This is a genomic window from Streptomyces sp. V4I8 (assembly GCF_041261225.1).
GTDB lineage: Bacteria > Actinomycetota > Actinomycetes > Streptomycetales > Streptomycetaceae > Streptomyces.
On sequence record NZ_JBGCCN010000001.1, the window covers coordinates 9887813 to 9905191 of the forward strand.

The following is a 17379-nucleotide window of genomic DNA, read 5'->3' on the forward strand; positions in this document are numbered from 1 at the left end:
AGGTTCTGAAGCAGCAGCTTGCCGCGCACGGTGTCATGCACAGACGCGGCGGTGACGAGGACGGCCAGCACCAAGGCGTGCGTGTCCCTGAGCAGGTGCCGTTTGCGTGCGTGTCTCTGATCAGGTGCCGTCCTGCGTGCGTGTCTCTGATCAGGTGCCGTTTGCGTCCTTTGATCCTCCTGACGGATGCCCCGGCTGGTCTCTGCCACGTTTGCCGAGGTCTTCACGCTGTACGGGTCGATCACGGCCGAGGTCGGCTCCGCTGCGGCCGTGCGCGCGGCAGCCGGGCAGCGGACACGTCACGGCGGTACGGACGACGAGCACTCACACACCGTGCGACGACCCTCATCGTCACCAGTGACAGAACCACCCGTAACTCCCAGCTACCTGGAGCAGATGATCGCCAAGACGCCCCTCCGCGTGCGGGAGGGAAAGGCCACCCGTCCGGACATCGACGCGGGCGGTCTCCCAGAACGCCCCAGGCACTGTCACTGGCCGTCGATACCATGACGGCCGTGATGGTGGGAACCAAGGAAACCCGGCTCATCGTCCTGCGCGGCAACAGCGCCTCGGGGAAGTCGTCCGTCGCGTCCGACCTTCGCGAGAGGTTCGGCCGCGGCTTGGCCCTGGTCGGCCAGGACAACCTCCGTCGCATCGTGTTGCGCGAGCGAGACCGGCCCGGTGCGGCGAACATCGGTCTGATCGACCTGACGGCCCGCTACGCTCTTGACGCCGGATTCCCCGTCGTGGTCGAAGGCATCCTCTACGCCGACCGCTACGGCGACATGCTCGCCCAGCTGCGCGCCGACCACCGCCGCCCGACCCACGGCTACTACCTGGACGTGCCGTTCGGCGAAACCCTCGCCCGGCATGCCACCAAGCCGATCGCCGAAGAGGTCGACGAGACGCAGTTGCACGACTGGTACCGGCCGCGCGATCTGCTGCCCGGTGGCATCGAGACCGTGATCGGCGCCGACAGTGCTCTGCACGAGACCGTCGACCGCATCATGTTCGACACCGGCCTGGCCCACCTGCCCGCACTGGACCATTGACCGGGGCTGCGGTTGCGACAAATGTTGCGCAGAGCGTTGGTGGGCAGGCCGAGTAGTCGTGCCGTTCGCGGACCCTGAATGCCTGGTCGGGTGCTGGTTGAAGGCATACACGATCTGCAGGTAGGCGGTGCCTTGGTCGTGGGGGCCGGACCGGGATCGGATATTCGGTGTTCTGCCCGCACCATGAGGACACAAGATGGTGCGCATGACTTTGGCCACCCCCATATTGCACACCCCTCGCCTGCGACTGCGCCCCTTCACCGAAGCCGACGCGGACCCCCTGTTCGCGCTGCACAGCAGCGCCTACGTGCTGCGCTACTGGGACTCCCCGCCATGGACCGAACGGGCCCGCGCCGATCGCTTCATCGCGATGTGCCGGAAGATGGAGGATGAAGGGACCGGGGCGCGGGTGGCCATCGACCGTGCTTCTGACGGTGCGTTCGTCGGCTGGTGCGGTCTGACCGGATGGAACCCGGACTACCGCAGCGCGTCATTGGGCTACGTCCTCGACGAGGCGATGTGGGGCCACGGCTACGCGACGGAGGCCGCGCACGCCGTGCTGCAGTGGGCATTCGACACACTGGACCTGAATCGAGTCCAGGCCGAGACCGACACGCGCAACGAGGCATCCGCCCGAGTCCTGGAGAAGATCGGATTCGTGCGTGAAGGGACGTTGCGGGAAGACTGCGTCGTGAACGGCGAGGTATCCGACTCGTGGGTGTTCGGGTTGATCAGGCGAGAGTGGCGGCCGACGGCCGTGCCGATTCCAGCCCGCGAAGATCGGCGTTAGTCCGTTGCTGGTGGAGACCGCGTCCGGGTTGAGTGAGGAAGCCTTGACAGGTGAGGCGTCCTAGGCGGCTGCGGTGACGTTCATGGAGCGTGAAGTGGTAGAACACCGCCGACCAGCCGGCAGATCATGAGGCATAGCGCCACTGACAGCCCGTCCGGTTCTGGTAGAAGATCGCGTTCACGGCGTCCCTGAGATCGCAGTCTCCGGGATCGCCGGTCGCCGACCGTGCGACCCGTCCCCGCTTCCACGCCGTGATCATCGGCTCGATAGCGCATGTCACTAGGGGCGTAGGGGCGTGGTTGGGGGTGCCGAAATCCCCGTTGCGGCTGCCTTCGTCCAGTCCCTGGCCTGAGTTGAAGGAGAAGGAGGGCTGAGGGGATCCGAGGTCGTCGGCCCCGACGCTCTCCTCCCGGTCGACGGCCAGGCGCACGGCGGTCCGTCCGAGTTCCTCGTAGGGGCCGCGGACCGTGGTGAGGGACGGCGTCAGGTCCGTGGCGTAGGGGACGTCGTCGAAGCCGACCACGGAAACGTCACGAGGCACCCGCAGGCCCGCCTCGCGCAGGGCGGCCAGTGCGCCGACGGCGATCGTGTCGGTGCCGGCGTGGACGGCGTGAAGTCCGGGCTGGCGCCCAGGGCGTCCCGCACCCGCCGGTAGCCCGAGGTGCGGGTGTACCGAGCCCCGGAGGTACAACTCCGCCTCGTCCGCCGCGGCGTGGGCGCGCAGAGCGGCCACGCCGCGGCGCTGGTCGGCGCCGCTCAGCCCGGGCTCGCGGCCGAGAAAGAGGATGCGTCGGTATCCGGCGGCGAGCAGGTGCGAGGTGGCCCGGAAGGCGCCGCCCCGGTTGTCGAACTCGACCACGGTCGCGGGGCTCCCCATGGGCAGGGGAGGGCGCCCGGCCAGCACCAGCCGGGATCCGGCGGCGTCGAGGGCCTTGGCGTACTCGGCCATACGACGGTAGTAGGCGTCGGCGGGCACCACGCCACCGACGAGGACGACCGCGGCGGCGTGCTGCTCCCGCATGAGTTGGACCAGGTCGTTCTCCCGGGCGACGTCGCCGTGTGTGAAGCAGACCAGGCTCAACCGGCCGCGGCTGGTGGCCTCCTGCTCCACGCCGGCGGCTACATGGGGCCAGGGAGGGACCGTTGATGCCCTTGATGACGAGGGGCGACGGGACCTGCGACGCCTCCGGAGAGAGCCTTCGCGTGGACGTTCACCACGTAGTGCAGTGACTCCACGGCAGCCATGACGCGGGCCCTCGTTTTTCTACTGGTCAGACCGCAGAAGTGGTCGGCTCGCCGACCCGCCGACCCGACCCGCCGGCCATGGATGCCGCAGTACCCCTCTGGCCGTCAAGGCACGCATGCGCGCCGGAGAGTCCGGTGAAGGCCTGGGGCTCAAGGTGCAGGGGAGTCACGGTTCCCTTAATGTGTTAATTGGGGTGTTTTCGGGGTGTTCTTCTCCCGCGTCGGGGGCGGCGATAGTTCCCGTCAACGTAAGAATCACCGCACCGTCAGGAGACATGATGGCCACGCAGAAAGCCGGCCCTCGCGCTGTCTCGCTCTACGCACTCGCTGGTATCCGGCTCTTCAACGGGGCCGCCGGGCTGCTTGCACCCGACCTGCTCATCCGGCGGCTCGACCCCGATCGTGAGCCGCCCAGTCCGGCGGCCGTGTACGCCTTCCGGCTCTTCGGGATCCGTACGATCCTGCTCGGCCTCGATCTGCTGACCAACCGCGACGAGCGATTGCGGGAGGACCTGCGCGACGGCGTCCTGATCCACGGCAGTGACACCGCGACGGCGGCCACGCTGGGCCTGAGCGGCCGGCTTCCACCGCGTACCGCGGTACTGACCACGCTCATCTCGGCCGCCAACACGGTCCTGGCCGCCACCTCGCTGGCCAACTCGGTGAAGGCGAAGCGGAAGTGACCGGAGGACCCGATGCCGTTTCCCCGGCGGAGACGGGATTCGAATACGTCGTCGTGGGCGCCGGGGCGGGAGGCGGACCGTTGGCCGCCAGTCTCGCCGCCGCGGGCATGCGCACCCTGCTGCTCGACGCGGGCGGTGCTCCGGAGAACGACAACTATCTGGTGCCGGCCTTCCACGCGGACGCCTCCGAGGATCCCGTCCAGTGCTGGAACTACTTCGTGCGGCACTACGCCGACGAGCAGCAGCAACAGCGCGACAGCAAACTCGTGCCGGACCGGGGCATCCTCTACCCGCGTGCCGGGACGGTCGGTGGCTGCACGGCGCACCACGCGCTGATCACCGTCTATCCCTACAACCGGGACTGGGACGCGATAGCGGAGGAGACCGGCGACGCGACGTGGCACAGCACGGCCATGCGCCGGTACTTCGAGCGGCTGGAACGCTGCACCTACCGGCCGCGGCCCAAGGAGCCGCCCGCCAACCCGCTGCTGGCCGCGCTGCTGAAGGTCCTGCCCTTCACGAGCGCCCGGTACCGCAACGACGCACGCCACGGATTCGACGGCTGGCTGTCGACCTCCCTCGCCGACCCCGAACTGGCCGTCCAGGACAAGCAGTTGCTGAAAGTCATCCTCTCGGCCGCCGAGGATGCGCTGGCCGACCTCCTCGACCGGCCGCTGTCCCCGCTGGAGGGGTTCGGCTCCTTCGTCGACCCCAACGACTGGCGGGCGCAGACGCGTGCCCTCCAGGGGTTGTGGCAGATCCCTCTCTCCACGGCGAACGGACGGCGCAGCGCCGTACGCGAGCGTGTCCAGGCCGTACAGCGAAGCCATCCGGGCAACCTGGTGGTCCGTACGAACGCTCTGGCAGCCAGGGTCGTACTGGCCGGGAACGGAGCCGCGGTCGGCGTCGACTATCTGGATGAGGCGCGCGCCTACCGGGCTGACCCGGCAAGCCGGACGGATGCCGGACCACCGGCCCTGCGCAGAGTGCTCGCCTCTCGTGAGGTGATCCTGGCCGCGGGGGCCTTCAACACGCCCCAGCTGCTGATGCTTTCGGGCATCGGACCGCGTGCGGAGCTGCAACGCCACGGGATACCCGTACAGGTCGACCTCCAGGGGGTCGGGGCACATCTGCAGGACCGGTACGAGGTCGGTGTGGTCAGCCGCATGGACCGCGAGTTCCCGATCCTCAAGGACTGCGACTTCCACGCCCCGCGGCCCGGGACCGAACCGGACCGCTGTTACCGGGCCTGGCGGCACGGCGAAGGTCTGTACACGACCAACGGCGCCGTCGTCGGTCTCACCCGCAAGTCCCGTCCGGAGCTGGACGCACCCGACCTGTTCATCTTCGGCGGCCCCTTCGACTTCCGGGGCTACTACCCCGGCTACTCGCTCGACCTGACACGGCATCAGGACCGCTTCACCTGGGCCATCCTCAAGAGCCGGACCCACAAGACGGGGGGCCGGGTGCGGCTGCGCTCCACCGACCCCCGTGACACCCCGCTGGTGAACTTCCACTACTTCGGCGAGGGCACGGACAAGGACGCCGAGGATCTCGAAGCCATGGCCGGTGCCGTCGATTTCGTGCGCGGGATGAACCGCAGGGCCGGCTCCGTGATCCTCGAAGAGCTGTGGCCCGGTGAGGAGGTCGAAGGCCGTGACGGCGTCCGCCGTTTCGTGCAGGACGAGGCCTGGGGCCACCACGCGTCCTGCACGTGCCGAATGGGACGGAGAGACGACCCCGAGGCCGTCGTCGACAGCAGGTTCCGGGTGCGTGGCGTGGACCGCCTGCGGATCGTCGACGCATCGGTCTTCCCCCGCATTCCCGGATTCTTCGTGGCCACCCCCATCTACATGATCAGCGAGAAGGCGAGCGACGCGATCCTCGAAACCGCCCAAGGAGTACCGCCATGAGCAAGCAACGACGCACCGCACGACGTTCCGCGGCCGGATTCCGTACGTCACTGCCCTGGCGGATCGTCACCGCCGGCGCCGAGAAGGTCGACCGGCGCATCGGCTGGGACAGACTGCCCGTCATACCGGGCCTGCTGACGCTCCTCGGACTGCGCGTCAAGCTCCGGCAGAAGAACCTCCACGACACCGGCCACCTGCCCTCGGTCGATCTGCCCGATCCCGCACCCCCCTCCGAGAGCCACAGGGTCAACCGAACCGCCGACGGCAGCCACAACGACCTCGACGAACCCCGGATGGGCATGGCGGGCACCCGCTTCGGACGGAACATCCCGCTGGACCGGATCGCCCCGGCCGCACCCGAGGACGTCCTGTCCACGCCGAGCCCCCGCGAGGTCAGCCGCGCCCTGCTCACCCGCGACGGGCTCACCCCGGCCGAATCGGTCAACTCCCTGCTCGCCGCCTGGCTTCAGTTCATGGTCCGCGACTGGTTCAGCCACGGGACCAGCCCCACGGAACGGCCCTGGGAAGTGCCCCTCATGGACGACGACCCCTGGCCGGAACACCCCATGCGGATCATGCGGACACCGGACGACCCGACCCGCGACCCGCAGGCACCCGCCGGGACCCCCGACACCCGCGTCAACGTGTCCTCCCACTGGTGGGACGCCTCACAGATCTACGGGACGAACGAGACCGAGCAGCGCCAGATGCGCAGCGGCCAGATGGGCAAACTGCACCTGTGGGACGGCGAACAGTCCCCGTTCCCCTCGGATCCTGCCCGGGACCCCTCGCACATCCCCGGTTTCTGGCTGGGTCTCGCCATGATGCACGACCTGTTCGCCCGTGAGCACAACGCTATCTGCGATCACCTGCATGTCGCGTACCCGTCCTGGAACGACGAGGAACTCTTCCAGCGCGCCCGGCTCGTCAACGCCGCGCTCCTCGCCAAGATCCACACGGTGGAGTGGACTCCGGCCGTGATCAGCCACCCCACCACCGTCAAGGCACTGCGCGCCAACTGGTGGGGCATCGCGGGCGAGCGCGTCCACAACCTCTTCGGCCGGATCAGCGACAGCGAGGTCCTCAGCGGCATCCCCGGCGGCGAACGGGACCACTACGGCGTCCCGTACTCCCTGACCGAGGAGTTCGTGGCCGTCTACCGCATGCACCCGCTGATCCGCGACGAGTGGCATCTGCGCTCCGTCGGCGACGACACGAGTCTGCGCCACTGCACGCTCCGCGACATCTCGGGCCCCGGGGCGTTGAAGGTCCTGGAGACCACCGAGATGGCCGATCTGCTCTACAGCTTCGGCACGCTTCATCCCGGACTGGTCACCCTGCACAACTTCCCCAAGTTCCTCCAGGAGTTCGAGCGGCCCGACGGACAACTTCAGGACCTTGCCGCCACTGACATCCTGCGCGCCCGGGAGCTGGGCGTGCCCCGCTACAACGAGTTCCGGCGGCTGCTGCGGCTGAAGCCCGCGGCGAACTTCCTGGAGCTTGCGGAGAACCGGGCGGTGGCGGAGCAGATCGAGCAGCTCTACGACGGTGACATCGAGAAGGTCGACCTCATGGTCGGGCTGTACGCGGAGAAGCTGCCGGCCGGATTCGCCTTCAGCGACACCGCGTTCCGCATCTTCATCCTGATGGCCTCACGCCGGCTGAACAGCGACCGCTTCTTCACTGAGTACTACACCCCCGAGGTGTACTCCAAGGCCGGTATGGCCTGGATCGACGACAACAGCATGATCACGGTGCTGCTGCGCCACCACCCGGAGCTGCGTACGGCTCTCGCGGGGCTGACGAACGCCTTCGTGCCGTGGCACACCGCCCAAAGGGCGGTGACCTGACATGGCGGCGACGGACAGGTCCCGCGAGGAACGGGAGCGCCAGGTCGCGGCGGCCGCCGCGCGGTACGACGAGACCGGCGATAAGCGGCGGTCGGTCGAGCGGCAGCAGGACGCCGGGGTCACCTTCCCGGATTCGCAGGAGGCGCTCGCGGCGCGCACGGCCCGCCTGCTGGAGCGGCACGCGGTGCCCGCCGCCATGGTCGTGGAGGCCGTCCGGGCGGAACCGCTGGCCGCGCCTGCCGCGTATGAACGCATCCTCGGGGTGTCCAAGGATCTGCAGGCATGGAGCTTCCTGCCGCGCGGCGCCCGGGCGGCCCGCACCATCGGCCGGATCTCGGTGCGGGAGAACGGCCGCGAACTGCCCATCGGCACCGGCTTCCTCGTGTCGCCGAGCCTGCTGATGACCAACCATCACGTGCTCACCGACGCGGACGCCGCCCGGCAGTGCTTCGTGGAGTTCGACGCCCAGGTGACCGTCGACAACACGCCCCAGCCGCCGACACGGCTGGAGCTCGACCCCGACGGGTTCTTCGTGGCGGACGCACGCCTCGACTTCGCTCTGGTGCTGGTGGCCCCGGGCCCGGACCTGCGGCCACCGGGGGAGACGTTCGGCTGGAACCGGCTCAGCGTCCAGACGGGCAAGCTGGTGATCGGCGAGCCGGTCAACGTCATCGGCCACCCGATGGGGCGCCTGAAGGAGATCGCCGTACGCGACAACATGCTCCAGGTACGCCTCGACGACTTCCTCCACTACAAGACGGACACCGAGCCCGGCAACTCGGGCTCTCCCGTCTTCAACGACCAGTGGGAGGTCGTCGCGCTCCACCACAGCGGTGTGCCCAGGACTGATGAGCAGGGCCGCGTTCTGCGCCGTGACGGACAGGTCTGGCAGCCCGGTGACGGCGACGACGCCATCGACTGGGTGTCCAACGAGGGCGTACGCATCAGCTCCATCCTGAAGCATCTCGCCGCCCTGCCCCTGCCCCTGACCTCCCGACAGCAGGCGCTGCTGGCCGAGATGGGCCCGGAGTCCGGGCTGCGCCTCGCGCAGCCCACCGCCGCTGCGGTGGCAGCCGCCACTCCCGCCGCCACTCCCGCCGCCACTGCGGCCGTCGCAGCGTCGCGCACGGGCGTCGAGAAGGCCGCCGCGCGTGCGGGCCTGCGCGCCCGGGGCGGTGCGTTCGGCGGCAATCGGCATCTGGTCTTCCTGCACGGTCGTTCCCAGGAGGGCAGGGAGCCCGAGAAGCTGCGCCGCGAGTGGGCGGGCGGGCTCAACCAGGGGCTCGTCCGCGCGGGGCTCCCTCCGGTCGATCCGGAGGACGTCTGGTTTCCCTACTACGGCGACAGACTGGTGCAGGCCTTGACCGCGCACGAGGCCGTGCCCCGCATCGTCGAGGCGCCGACGGCCACGGCGGCGGAAGTGGTCGCACCCGTCACCCCGACCGCCCGCGCGGTGTACGAGGAAATCGTCGGCGAGGCGGCCACGAAGTGGAACATGCCGCACGAGAGCCAGCTGGCCACCGAACGGATCGGCCTGGGTGATGTGGTCGGGGCACTGCAGAGGCGGCTGAGCTGGCTGGCCGCCAGGAGCGACCTCGACGCATGGGCCATCGCCCTGGTCTTCCGGGACGTGGCCGCGTACCTCGACGACGGGCGCATCCGGGACGAGGTCCTGGGCTGCGTGCTCGAGACCATGCCGGACGCAGGCGAAGTGGTACTCGTCAGTCACAGCCTCGGTACGGTCGTCGGCCTGGATCTGGCCACACGACTGTCTCCCGGAGTGAACGTCGTCCATCTGACCACGGCGGGCAGTCCCCTCGGTCTGGACAGCGTGTTCAGCAGGCTGCTCGTCGGCGGGCCGAAGCGTCCGGACATCGTGGCGGACTGGCTCAACGTCTGGTGCCCGACCGACGCGGTGGCCATCGGGTGCCCGCTGGGCGACGACTGGGCGGACGGCCTGTCCGATCTCGCCGTCATCAACGCCCGCGACCGGGCGCACAGCATCGTCGAGTATCTCGCTCACGCCGAGGTCGCCCGGTCGATCGGCAGCCATCTGGGCGGGTGAGCCTGGCGTTCGGTCATCGATGCCGGGGGTGGGTTGTCGTGCTGGTGGTCCGCGTGTGTCGCGGTGGGCCGGGCACCGATCGACTGACTGGCAGATCTGTTGGATCCCTGTGCTGAGCTCGTGAAGGGCGGCGTCCTACGACCGGACGGTGGTGTCCGAGTTGCCTGTGGCGGGCAGGCGCTCATGTGGACTGGGCGCCACCGGGGTCACCGCGTGTGGCCGATCGAGGTGGCGCGGGACTTCCCGGTGGATGCATCCCACGGCCCGCGCGGTGTCGCCGTTGTTGCTGGTGGTGAGCGGGCGTCCGTCGGGGCTGAATGCAACAGAGCACGCCTGGCGACGGCCTTTTCCTCGCGAGCCTGGGGGCGCGGGGCGGACAGCGACGCAGGGGTCGTCGTGCCCGCCCCGGGGCGCATGTCGCTCTCTATGCGGCGGGTGTGAGTTCGGCTTGGCCGAACAGCAGGGCGTAGCCGGTGGGGAGCTGGTGGAGGATGCGGGCCGTCAGGTCGGGGCCGGCGTGGGCGGCGACGGCGCGGAAGACGGATCCGGTGTCCCAGCGGGTGACGGCCGGGGATGCGCCGGTGCGGGCGGCGAGCTCCTTGACGAAGGCCCAGCCGGTCAGCGGGCGGGTGTCGGGGATCTGCGCGGTCAGCACGCGTGCGGCTTCCAGGGGCAGGCAGGCGGCGAGGTCGACGCGTTCGTCGCCGGTCAGCTGGCGCCCCAGTCCGGCGAGAACCAGACGGACGGCTTCGTCGGCCTTCTCGCGGGTGGGGTAGGCGCCTTCATAGCGGACCTTCTCCAGCATCTGCTCGTATGCCGTCCCGTACGGCTGCCGGGTCGGTGCGTGCCGGTCGGAGATCACGGGAGTGGTTGCCTTTCTTGCTGTGTCCGGTGTTCGGGCACCGGTGCGCGGGATGGTCAGGTGGGCTGGGGGCGGCCGAAGAGCAGGTCGTAGCCGGCGGGGAGCTGGAGCAGGATCTGGCCCAGCAGGTCCTCGTCGGCGGCGTCGGCGACGGTGGACAGCACGGCGCTGACGTCCCAGGCCGCGGTCTGCTCGGTGGCGCCTTCGATCCACGCGGCGGTTGCGCGGACGAACCGCTCCGGGGGCAGCGGCTCGGCGCTCTGCAGCGGGTTGAGCAGGATCAGGGCGAATTCGTCGGGCAGGCGTGCCGCCAGCTGGGCGCGGACATCGCCGACCAGGTGCGCGCCGAGAAGGGCGAGCACCACACGGGCCGCGCGCTCGGCTTCCTCCAAAGTGCCGTACTCGCCGCGTTCCTTGACGTGGCCGAGGAACGCTTCGCGTCGCAGAGTCATCCCGGCCGCCACCCTTCTGCTTCGGACTGCCTACGGGGATGCGGGAGGGCGGGGCGAGGGGGAGATCAGGTGCCCGCCCTCCGCGAGCCGTCCGGCCGTGTCAGCCGGAGATCTCCTTGCGGCCGGATCCGACGCCGATGGAGATCTTGCGGGGCTTGGCGCGCTCGGCGATCGGGATGCGCAGGGTGAGCACGCCCGCCTCGTAGTCGGCCTGGATGTGCTCGGTGTCGAGGGTGTCGGCGAGCACGATCTGGCGGGAGAAGACGCCCAGCGGCCGCTCGGACAGCTCCATCTGCACGTCGTCGGCCTTCGCCACCGGCCGCCGCTCGGCCTTGACGGTGAGCATGTTCCGCTCGACGTCGATGTCGATCGCGTCCGCGGTGACGCCGGGAACGTCGAAGGCCACCACGTACTCGTCGCCCTCGCGGTAGGCATCCATCGGCATGGCCGACGGGCGGGACCAGGTGCCCGGGCCCGTCAGCTGCTGCGCCAGACGGTCCAGCTCACGGAAGGGGTCAGTGCGCATCAACATCGTGAAAACACCTCCAGCAGGTTCAGGCAGTTGCTGCCAATGCGCCTCACTGACACCGTTGTAACATGTCATCCAATGGATGACAAACATGATGTCGTCTACGTGATGACAACCAGAGGGAGGTGCCCGTGACCGCAGCCGACCAGCCGCCCACGACCAGCACGAACGCCCACGGCCCGGCGTCGTTCCTCGCCGCCGCGGCGGCCCTTGACGCCATAGGCGACGCCCTGCGCGACGCTCAGCAGAAGTCCCCGGACACCCCCGATGCGCCCGGTCCCGGGCCGGAGCAGGCGCTGGCCTCTCTGATGCTGCTGCGGCAGGTCCGCGAGCAGCTCGCCGGATGGGAGACCGGCCTGATCGAAACCGCCCGCGACGCGGGCGCCAGCTGGGCCGACCTCGCCCAGCCCCTCGGCGTCGCCAGCCGCCAGGCCGCCGAACGCCGCTACTTGCGCGGCCGCCCCGGCCCCGCCGGCACCACCGGCGAACAACGCGTCCAGGCCACCCGCGAACGCCGCGCCGCCGAACGCACCACCGCCACCTGGGCCCGCCGCAACGCAGCCGACCTGCGCTGCATCGCCGGCCAGATCATCGCCCTCACCGACCTGCCCACCACGGCCCGCCTCCCGCTCAGCCAGCTCCAGTCGGCCCTTGCCCACGACGACCCCGCCGAGCTCATCCGCCCTCTCAAGGCCGCCCGCCCCCACCTGACCACCGCCCATCACGACCTCGCTGCACAACTCGACACCCTCACACCGCCCTGAACCCACCCGTTGCCCCAAGGCGCGCGCAGCCCCCGCCCGTTCCACGACTGCAAGCAACCGAGGAGTTGAGCAAGCAGGGCGTCGAGGAGGTGCTGGACCTCGTCGATGCCATCCCCCGCCGCGGGTCACCTGGGAGGGTGTCGGTGGGCGGGACAGACACTGCAGGAGCCCAGGGTTGCGGCGCGCAGGTGCCCTGGCCGGTGGGGTTGGGCCTCTTGGGCCTCCTGCGGGATCAGGACAGTGGCCTCGGCCGGCTCGGCGGGGAGGGGGTGGGCAGACAGCCATTGGGCTCTTCGCCGTCCATGGTCGGCGAAGAGCCCCTCCCGCACCCCATGTGATCTTCGCACCGCACTGAGTCTCAGCGCGGTTTTCGTTGACGCGGACCGTCTCGCCGGGGCCGGGGGCTTGTGGAGGGTTTTGTTCCGTTGTCCGGGGCCACCCGCGCCGTACTGGTTTAGCCATGTTGTCCGGGGCGGGCTGTGTCGTGTGGTTCAAGCCGCGGTCTTCACCGCCGGGTCCGCCTGCCCGGCCGGGCTGCCCGCACCCGTCTGACCCGCCTGGTCCGCCCGGTCTGCCGGCTGTATGGTTCGGCGGCGGCGGACCGGTATGCCCACGGTCGGGTGGGCGACGGTCCAGGCCGCGCCCTTGCAGATGACTTCCTTGTAGAGGGCGGCGAGGCGGCCGGTGAGTGCCTTGGGGAGGGCGTGGTCGTCTGCGGTGACGAACTGGATCAGGCCTTCCTTGCGGCCGAGCGAGATGCACTGCTGGAAGTAGCGGATCGCAGTCTTCGGGGGCTTTGTGCCGGTCAGGCGGGCTGCGATGGCGTCGGCGGCCTGCCATGCGGTGGGGACGCCGGAGGCGCACGACATCCGCAGTGGCTTGTCGCCGGGGCCCGTTACGAGGGCTGCGTCGCCGATGGCGTACACGTGGGGGTGCGAGAGCGAGCGCATGGTCGCGTCGACCACGATCTGGCCGGTGTGGGAGGTCTGCAGTGTGCTGGCCTCGGCGATCGGGTGGACGGCGAAGCCGGTGGCCCATACGGTGACCGCGGCGGGGACGGGCGTGCTGTCGGTCAGGACGCGGTCGGTCTCGACGGCGGTGACGGCGGTGTGTTCATGCACGGTGATGCCGAGTTCGGCGAACACCTTCCGCAGATGTCCTTGGCCCTTGTCGGAGAGCCAGTCGCCGAAGCCGCCGCGGGCCACGAGGGCGACGTCCAGGTCCGGGCGGGTCTCGGCGATCTCGCTCGCGGCCTCCAGGCCGGTGAGTCCGCCGCCGACGACGACCACGGGGTCTCCCGCGTCGAGCCGGGCCAGCCGCTCGCGCAGCCGGAGTGCTCCGGGGCGGCCGGAGATCTCGTGGGCGTGCTCGGCGGTGCCGGGGACGCTCTGGGGGTTCCAGCCGCTGCCGAGGGCGTAGACCAGGGTGTCGTAGTGCAGTTCCTGCTGCCCGGCGCCGTGCGCGTCGTCGACGGTGACGGTCCTGTGGTCGGCGTCGATACCGACGACCTTGGCGAGTTTCACCTCGACGCCGGTGCCTGCGAACATCGCGTCGAAGGGGCGGCACTTGAGTTCCTGGCCGACTGCGAGCTGGTGCATCCGCACGCGTTCGACGAAGTCGGGCTCGGCGTTGACGAGGGTGATGGCGACGTCTGCGCGGTGCAGCCGCTTGGCCAGGCGCCCGGCGGCGGTGGCTCCGGTGTAGCCGGCTCCGAGGACGATGATGCGGTGCTGCATTTCCTGCTCCTGTCTGCGCGGGTGCGAAGCTTGCCCTTGCTTGCTCTCGCCCCTTGAACCGGGCAGCCCGAAGTTTCCTGACAGGAACAGGATGTGAAGCAGGTCACACCCTCGTTGGAAGGTGTGACCCGGTTCGTCGAAGGGCGTGGGGAAAGGCCCTCGGGCGGTGTTCCCCGCTGTTCGTCACAAGGCGTGGAACAGGGGTTTTCCGTGCTCGGTGGCCGCCCACACCTGGCTCGCGCGTTGCAGCTTGTCGGGGTTGACCTGGCTGCGGAACGCGACGATGCCGTCCGCGCCGATCTCCAGGCAGATGATCCCGACGACCCGGCCGTCGACGACCGCCAGGACCGCGGGGCCGCCGTTGGCCGTCGAGATGTGGATCTCGGGTGAGCCGCCGACGATGGCCCGCTTGGCCGGGGCCGGCTTGAACAGGCCCCGCATGAACTTCGCGACCGCGAGGGCACCCTCGAACGCCTTGGCGCGGGCCGGGACTTTTCCGCCGCCGTCGCCGACCGCGATGGCATCGGCGGTGAGCAGCTTGACCAGCGGCTCGGTCTTCCCGCTGGTGGCTGCCGCGAGGAACTCCTCGACGATCCGCCGGGCCGCCGTCTGGTCGATCTCCGTGCGGACCCTGCCCGCCGCCACGTGCTTCTTCGCGCGGTGGAAGATCTGCTGGCTGGCGGCCTCGCTGAGGTCGAGGATCTCGGCGATCTCCCGGTGCGGGTAGTCGAAGGCCTCCTTGAGCACGTACACCGCCCGCTCGTTGGGGGTGAGGCGCTCCAGCAGGGTGAGGACCGCGTAGGAGACGGATTCGCGCTGCTCGGCAGTGTCGGCGGGGCCGAGCATCGAATCGCCGGCGAGCAGCGGCTCGGGCAGCCACTGGCCCACGTAGGTCTCCCGGCGTGCGCGGGCCGAGGTGAGCTGGTTGAGGCACAGGTTGGTCAGCACCTTCGTCAGCCAGGCCTTGGGCACCTCGATCCGGTCGGTGTCGGCCGCCTGCCAGCGCAGGAACGTCTCCTGCACGGCGTCCTCCGCCTCGCTCGCCGAGCCCAGGAGGCGGTAGGCGATCGCCTCCAGACGGGGTCTAGTCGCCTCGAACCGGTCCACGTCGTGCGTCGTCAGCGCCATGCCCCGGATCCTAGACGAGTGTCTTTGAATGCCTGCGGGGTCTACCGGTTGGGCAGAGTCTCGGGGCTGGTAGGAGAGTGTCCCTCTTGCGGCCAGAAGACGGCCAGAAGAGACAGCCGCGCAGGTGGGCGCGGAGTGGCGAACGCGGAAGCCAAGCCGCAGCCCGCGGACTCGACTCCCTCGCCGGCGGCATCACCGTCACCCCCGCACTCTCAACGCCTGGCTCGCCGGCAAGCAGCGCCCCCACAGGCCAACCTGGCGAAGTTCGACGCCGCCTACCGAGGGCTGCGCCGCCGCAACGTCGCGCGATACCTCCTCAGACGCCTGAACGCGAACGGCGGAACACGGGTGGAGATCCAACCCCTCGACCAAAGCCACGTACCGATTCCCCACCAACGCGTCCTGGAATACCGCAGACTGAGCCTCCGCAACTAGGACACCATCGTCGCCGCATGGGCCGAAGACGAGCCCGGACTCTCGACGACGCCTGGATCGACCAAATGGTCAACCTGGGATCGCAATGGGGAAAATACGAGTACGCCACCTCCGTAGGATTCGCCGCCTGAGAACTTCAAAAGCCCATCACGCGGCGCTTCCGCCAGCCGGTGATGCGCGGCGGTGAGCAGCCGGACGATCCTGGCCCGCCGCCCCGAACCGGCCACTGCCGCCAAACACTCCCGCCAAACACCCCCGCGCCTTCGGCGAAATACTCACCGAACACTCACCAACCGCCTCGGCCCACGCTCCCGCACGGATCGACACCGTCGACACCAGCCAGCTGCCCGGTCTCACCAACTCCGCGCCCCACCTGCTCCGAGACCGGCGACCTGAGTACCTGTTCAAGCCATCCGCGCCGACCATACGGCCGGATACAGGCGTCACAAGAACAATCCTGCTGAGGCCGGGGAAGGGTGCCCCTGTCGATGACCACGTCCGACAACAGTGAGCGCCAGATCCGGGCGGGCCAGGGCGCCGCTGATGCCGGAACCTTCACCAAGCTGCACCTGGCTGCGCAGCCCTCAACAACCGCCACTTGACGATGAGTTCGGAAGCCGATGGAGGGACTGCGCCTTCCTGATGGTCGATGAGTTCCGATGCCGGCCGGGCGCACGGCAAGGGGAGCGGCAGACCGCTGGAAGGGCACTGACCCCCGGCGCGAAACCCCGGGCTTCTCCACATGTGCCTGGCAGCGGGAAGGACCGGGAGCCTTCTTGACCTGAAGTGCGATTGAGCTTTTAGCGTGTCCTCAAGTTGATCATCTGACGGCGGGAGAACACACTCGTGATCCTCGTGACCGGAGCCACCGGAAACATCGGCAGCGCACTGCTGAGAGAGTTGCACGCATGCGGCGCGGGGCCGCTGAAAGGGCTCACCCGTTATGCCTCACGGGCAAGGTTCCCCGAAAAAGTCGAGGCCGTCGAGGGCGACTTCACGGTGCCAGGATCGTTGAAGCCCGCCCTGGAGGGGGTGCGCTCGCTGTTCCTCGTATCGCGCATGGGCCCGGACGCGGACATCCTCGCGGCAGCCCGGCGGGCCGGTGTGGAGCAGGTGGTGCTGGTGTCGTCCATCACCGCCCAGACCCATCCACACCTGGGCCCCGCGCGCGAGAACCTGGTGGTCGAACGACTGCTACAAGACAGCGGCATGCACTGGACGATCCTGCGGCCGACACAGTTCGCCTCCAACGCCACCATGTGGGCCGAATCGATCCGCGAGGGCAAGGCGGTCCGCGCGCCGTACGCGGACACCGGGCTTCCCACGATCCACCCCGCGGACATCGCCTCGGTGGCACGGGTTGCGCTGACCGCGCCCGGCCACCGGGGGCGGACGTATGCCCTGACCGGTCCGGAGCCGGTGACACCCCGGCAGCAGGTCGCGGCCATCGCGGCAGCACTTGGGCGAGACGTGCCCTTCATCGATATCAGCCCACGACAGGCTCGCACTCACATGACCGCAGTCTTCGGCGACGAGAACGCGGACGCGATGCTCGACATCACCGGCGCAGACGTCAATGACGAGCTACTGGCAGTGCGCGACACGGTTTTCCAGGTCACCGGCTCCCCGAGCAGGCCGTTCGGACAGTGGGCCGAGGAGAACACCCACATATTCCGCTGAAACCCCGGCCGGTAACCGCACAAAGCGACCAGCAGCTGACCACCCCCTCGCACTCGGACGGAAATACACAAGGCCAAGAACCTGCGCGCGACGGCCGTACCGCTGCCGGCCACCGCGCTGTCCCCGGAAACCGATGACAAGGTCGACTTCAACAAGACGACGTTCTCCGACAGCACGGCCAACTCGACCTGGCAG

Annotated in this window: 14 protein-coding genes and 1 pseudogene; 9 read left to right on the plus strand and 6 right to left on the minus strand. The window is 69.4% G+C overall.

Going from position 1 to position 17379, the window contains the following annotated elements:
* The first annotated feature begins 506 nt into the window (after positions 1 to 506).
* Both ABIE67_RS44925 and ABIE67_RS44930 read left to right on the plus strand, forming a co-directional pair.
* Entirely contained in the window at positions 507 to 1052 is a 546-nt protein-coding gene (locus ABIE67_RS44925) for an AAA family ATPase (RefSeq protein ID WP_370267593.1), read from the plus strand.
* A gap of 205 nt (positions 1053 to 1257) precedes the next feature.
* Complete coding sequence (locus ABIE67_RS44930) at positions 1258 to 1842, plus strand: GNAT family N-acetyltransferase (RefSeq protein ID WP_370267597.1); 585 nt, start codon at positions 1258 to 1260, stop codon at positions 1840 to 1842.
* 124 nt (positions 1843 to 1966) lie between these two features.
* Here ABIE67_RS44930 and ABIE67_RS44935 read toward each other — a convergent pair whose 3' ends face one another.
* Positions 1967 to 2953, minus strand: a complete 987-nt coding sequence (locus ABIE67_RS44935) for a substrate-binding domain-containing protein (protein WP_370267602.1) — start codon at positions 2951 to 2953, stop codon at positions 1967 to 1969.
* Between the two features lie 412 nt (positions 2954 to 3365).
* Here ABIE67_RS44935 and ABIE67_RS44940 point away from each other — a divergent pair, with 412 nt between their 5' ends.
* Genes ABIE67_RS44940 through ABIE67_RS44955 form a run of 4 tightly spaced genes read left to right on the plus strand, consistent with a single transcriptional unit; the run spans position 3366 to position 9598 of the window.
* Positions 3366 to 3770 carry a hypothetical protein gene (locus ABIE67_RS44940; protein WP_370267607.1) on the plus strand — a complete coding sequence of 135 codons (405 nt, stop codon included), beginning with the start codon at positions 3366 to 3368 and terminating at the stop codon, positions 3768 to 3770.
* A complete protein-coding gene (locus ABIE67_RS44945; protein ID WP_370267609.1) occupies positions 3767 to 5683 on the plus strand; it encodes a GMC family oxidoreductase in 1917 nt (638 codons plus the stop codon). Before ABIE67_RS44940 ends, ABIE67_RS44945 begins: the two co-directional genes overlap by 4 nt.
* Positions 5680 to 7533, plus strand: a complete 1854-nt coding sequence (locus ABIE67_RS44950; RefSeq protein WP_370267614.1) for a peroxidase family protein — start codon at positions 5680 to 5682, stop codon at positions 7531 to 7533. Before ABIE67_RS44945 ends, ABIE67_RS44950 begins: the two co-directional genes overlap by 4 nt.
* Before the next feature lies 1 nt (position 7534).
* Positions 7535 to 9598, plus strand: a complete 2064-nt coding sequence (locus ABIE67_RS44955; protein WP_370267616.1) for a serine protease — start codon at positions 7535 to 7537, stop codon at positions 9596 to 9598.
* A 424-nt stretch (positions 9599 to 10022) separates the two neighbouring features.
* Here ABIE67_RS44955 and ABIE67_RS44960 read toward each other — a convergent pair whose 3' ends face one another.
* From ABIE67_RS44960 to ABIE67_RS44970, 3 genes are all read right to left on the minus strand, one after another.
* Positions 10023 to 10460: a DUF2267 domain-containing protein gene (locus tag ABIE67_RS44960; RefSeq protein WP_370267621.1), complete on the minus strand. Its 438-nt coding sequence runs from the start codon at positions 10458 to 10460 to the stop codon at positions 10023 to 10025.
* 56 nt (positions 10461 to 10516) lie between these two features.
* Positions 10517 to 10912, minus strand: coding sequence for a DUF2267 domain-containing protein (locus ABIE67_RS44965; RefSeq protein WP_370267623.1), 396 nt, complete (start codon positions 10910 to 10912; stop codon positions 10517 to 10519).
* 100 nt (positions 10913 to 11012) lie between these two features.
* Positions 11013 to 11444, minus strand: a complete 432-nt coding sequence (locus ABIE67_RS44970; RefSeq protein WP_370267628.1) for an Hsp20/alpha crystallin family protein — start codon at positions 11442 to 11444, stop codon at positions 11013 to 11015.
* A 128-nt stretch (positions 11445 to 11572) separates the two neighbouring features.
* Here ABIE67_RS44970 and ABIE67_RS44975 point away from each other — a divergent pair, with 128 nt between their 5' ends.
* The gene (locus tag ABIE67_RS44975) at positions 11573 to 12205 is read left to right on the plus strand and encodes a type III effector protein (RefSeq protein ID WP_370267633.1); all 633 of its coding nucleotides are present in this window, start codon (positions 11573 to 11575) and stop codon (positions 12203 to 12205) included.
* 491 nt (positions 12206 to 12696) lie between these two features.
* On the opposite strand, the gene ABIE67_RS44980 is transcribed toward ABIE67_RS44975, so the two are convergent.
* Positions 12697 to 13941, minus strand: a complete 1245-nt coding sequence (locus ABIE67_RS44980; protein WP_370267636.1) for an NAD(P)/FAD-dependent oxidoreductase — start codon at positions 13939 to 13941, stop codon at positions 12697 to 12699.
* 183 nt (positions 13942 to 14124) lie between these two features.
* A complete protein-coding gene (locus tag ABIE67_RS44985) occupies positions 14125 to 15069 on the minus strand; it encodes an RNA polymerase sigma-70 factor (protein ID WP_370267640.1) in 945 nt (314 codons plus the stop codon).
* A gap of 86 nt (positions 15070 to 15155) precedes the next feature.
* On the opposite strand from ABIE67_RS44985, the pseudogene ABIE67_RS44990 reads away from it, so the two are divergent.
* Positions 15156 to 15635: pseudogene (locus ABIE67_RS44990) on the plus strand (transcriptional regulator).
* A gap of 715 nt (positions 15636 to 16350) precedes the next feature.
* Positions 16351 to 17184, plus strand: a complete 834-nt coding sequence (locus tag ABIE67_RS44995) for an SDR family oxidoreductase (protein WP_370267644.1) — start codon at positions 16351 to 16353, stop codon at positions 17182 to 17184.
* Positions 17185 to 17379: the final 195 nt, after the last annotated feature.

What these genes read in the sequence shown, in the direction of transcription:
- ABIE67_RS44930 (WP_370267597.1), top strand. Translation starts at nt 1,258, where the DNA reads ATGACTTTGGCCACCCCCATATTGCACACCCCTCGCCTGCGACTGCGC.
- ABIE67_RS44970 (WP_370267628.1), bottom strand. Translation starts at nt 11,444, where the DNA reads ATGTTGATGCGCACTGACCCCTTCCGTGAGCTGGACCGTCTGGCGCAG.
- ABIE67_RS44940 (WP_370267607.1), top strand. Translation starts at nt 3,366, where the DNA reads ATGGCCACGCAGAAAGCCGGCCCTCGCGCTGTCTCGCTCTACGCACTC.
- ABIE67_RS44980 (WP_370267636.1), bottom strand. Translation starts at nt 13,941, where the DNA reads ATGCAGCACCGCATCATCGTCCTCGGAGCCGGCTACACCGGAGCCACC.
- ABIE67_RS44985 (WP_370267640.1), bottom strand. Translation starts at nt 15,069, where the DNA reads ATGGCGCTGACGACGCACGACGTGGACCGGTTCGAGGCGACTAGACCC.
- ABIE67_RS44965 (WP_370267623.1), bottom strand. Translation starts at nt 10,912, where the DNA reads ATGACTCTGCGACGCGAAGCGTTCCTCGGCCACGTCAAGGAACGCGGC.
- ABIE67_RS44925 (WP_370267593.1), top strand. Translation starts at nt 507, where the DNA reads ATGACGGCCGTGATGGTGGGAACCAAGGAAACCCGGCTCATCGTCCTG.
- ABIE67_RS44955 (WP_370267616.1), top strand. Translation starts at nt 7,535, where the DNA reads ATGGCGGCGACGGACAGGTCCCGCGAGGAACGGGAGCGCCAGGTCGCG.
- ABIE67_RS44950 (WP_370267614.1), top strand. Translation starts at nt 5,680, where the DNA reads ATGAGCAAGCAACGACGCACCGCACGACGTTCCGCGGCCGGATTCCGT.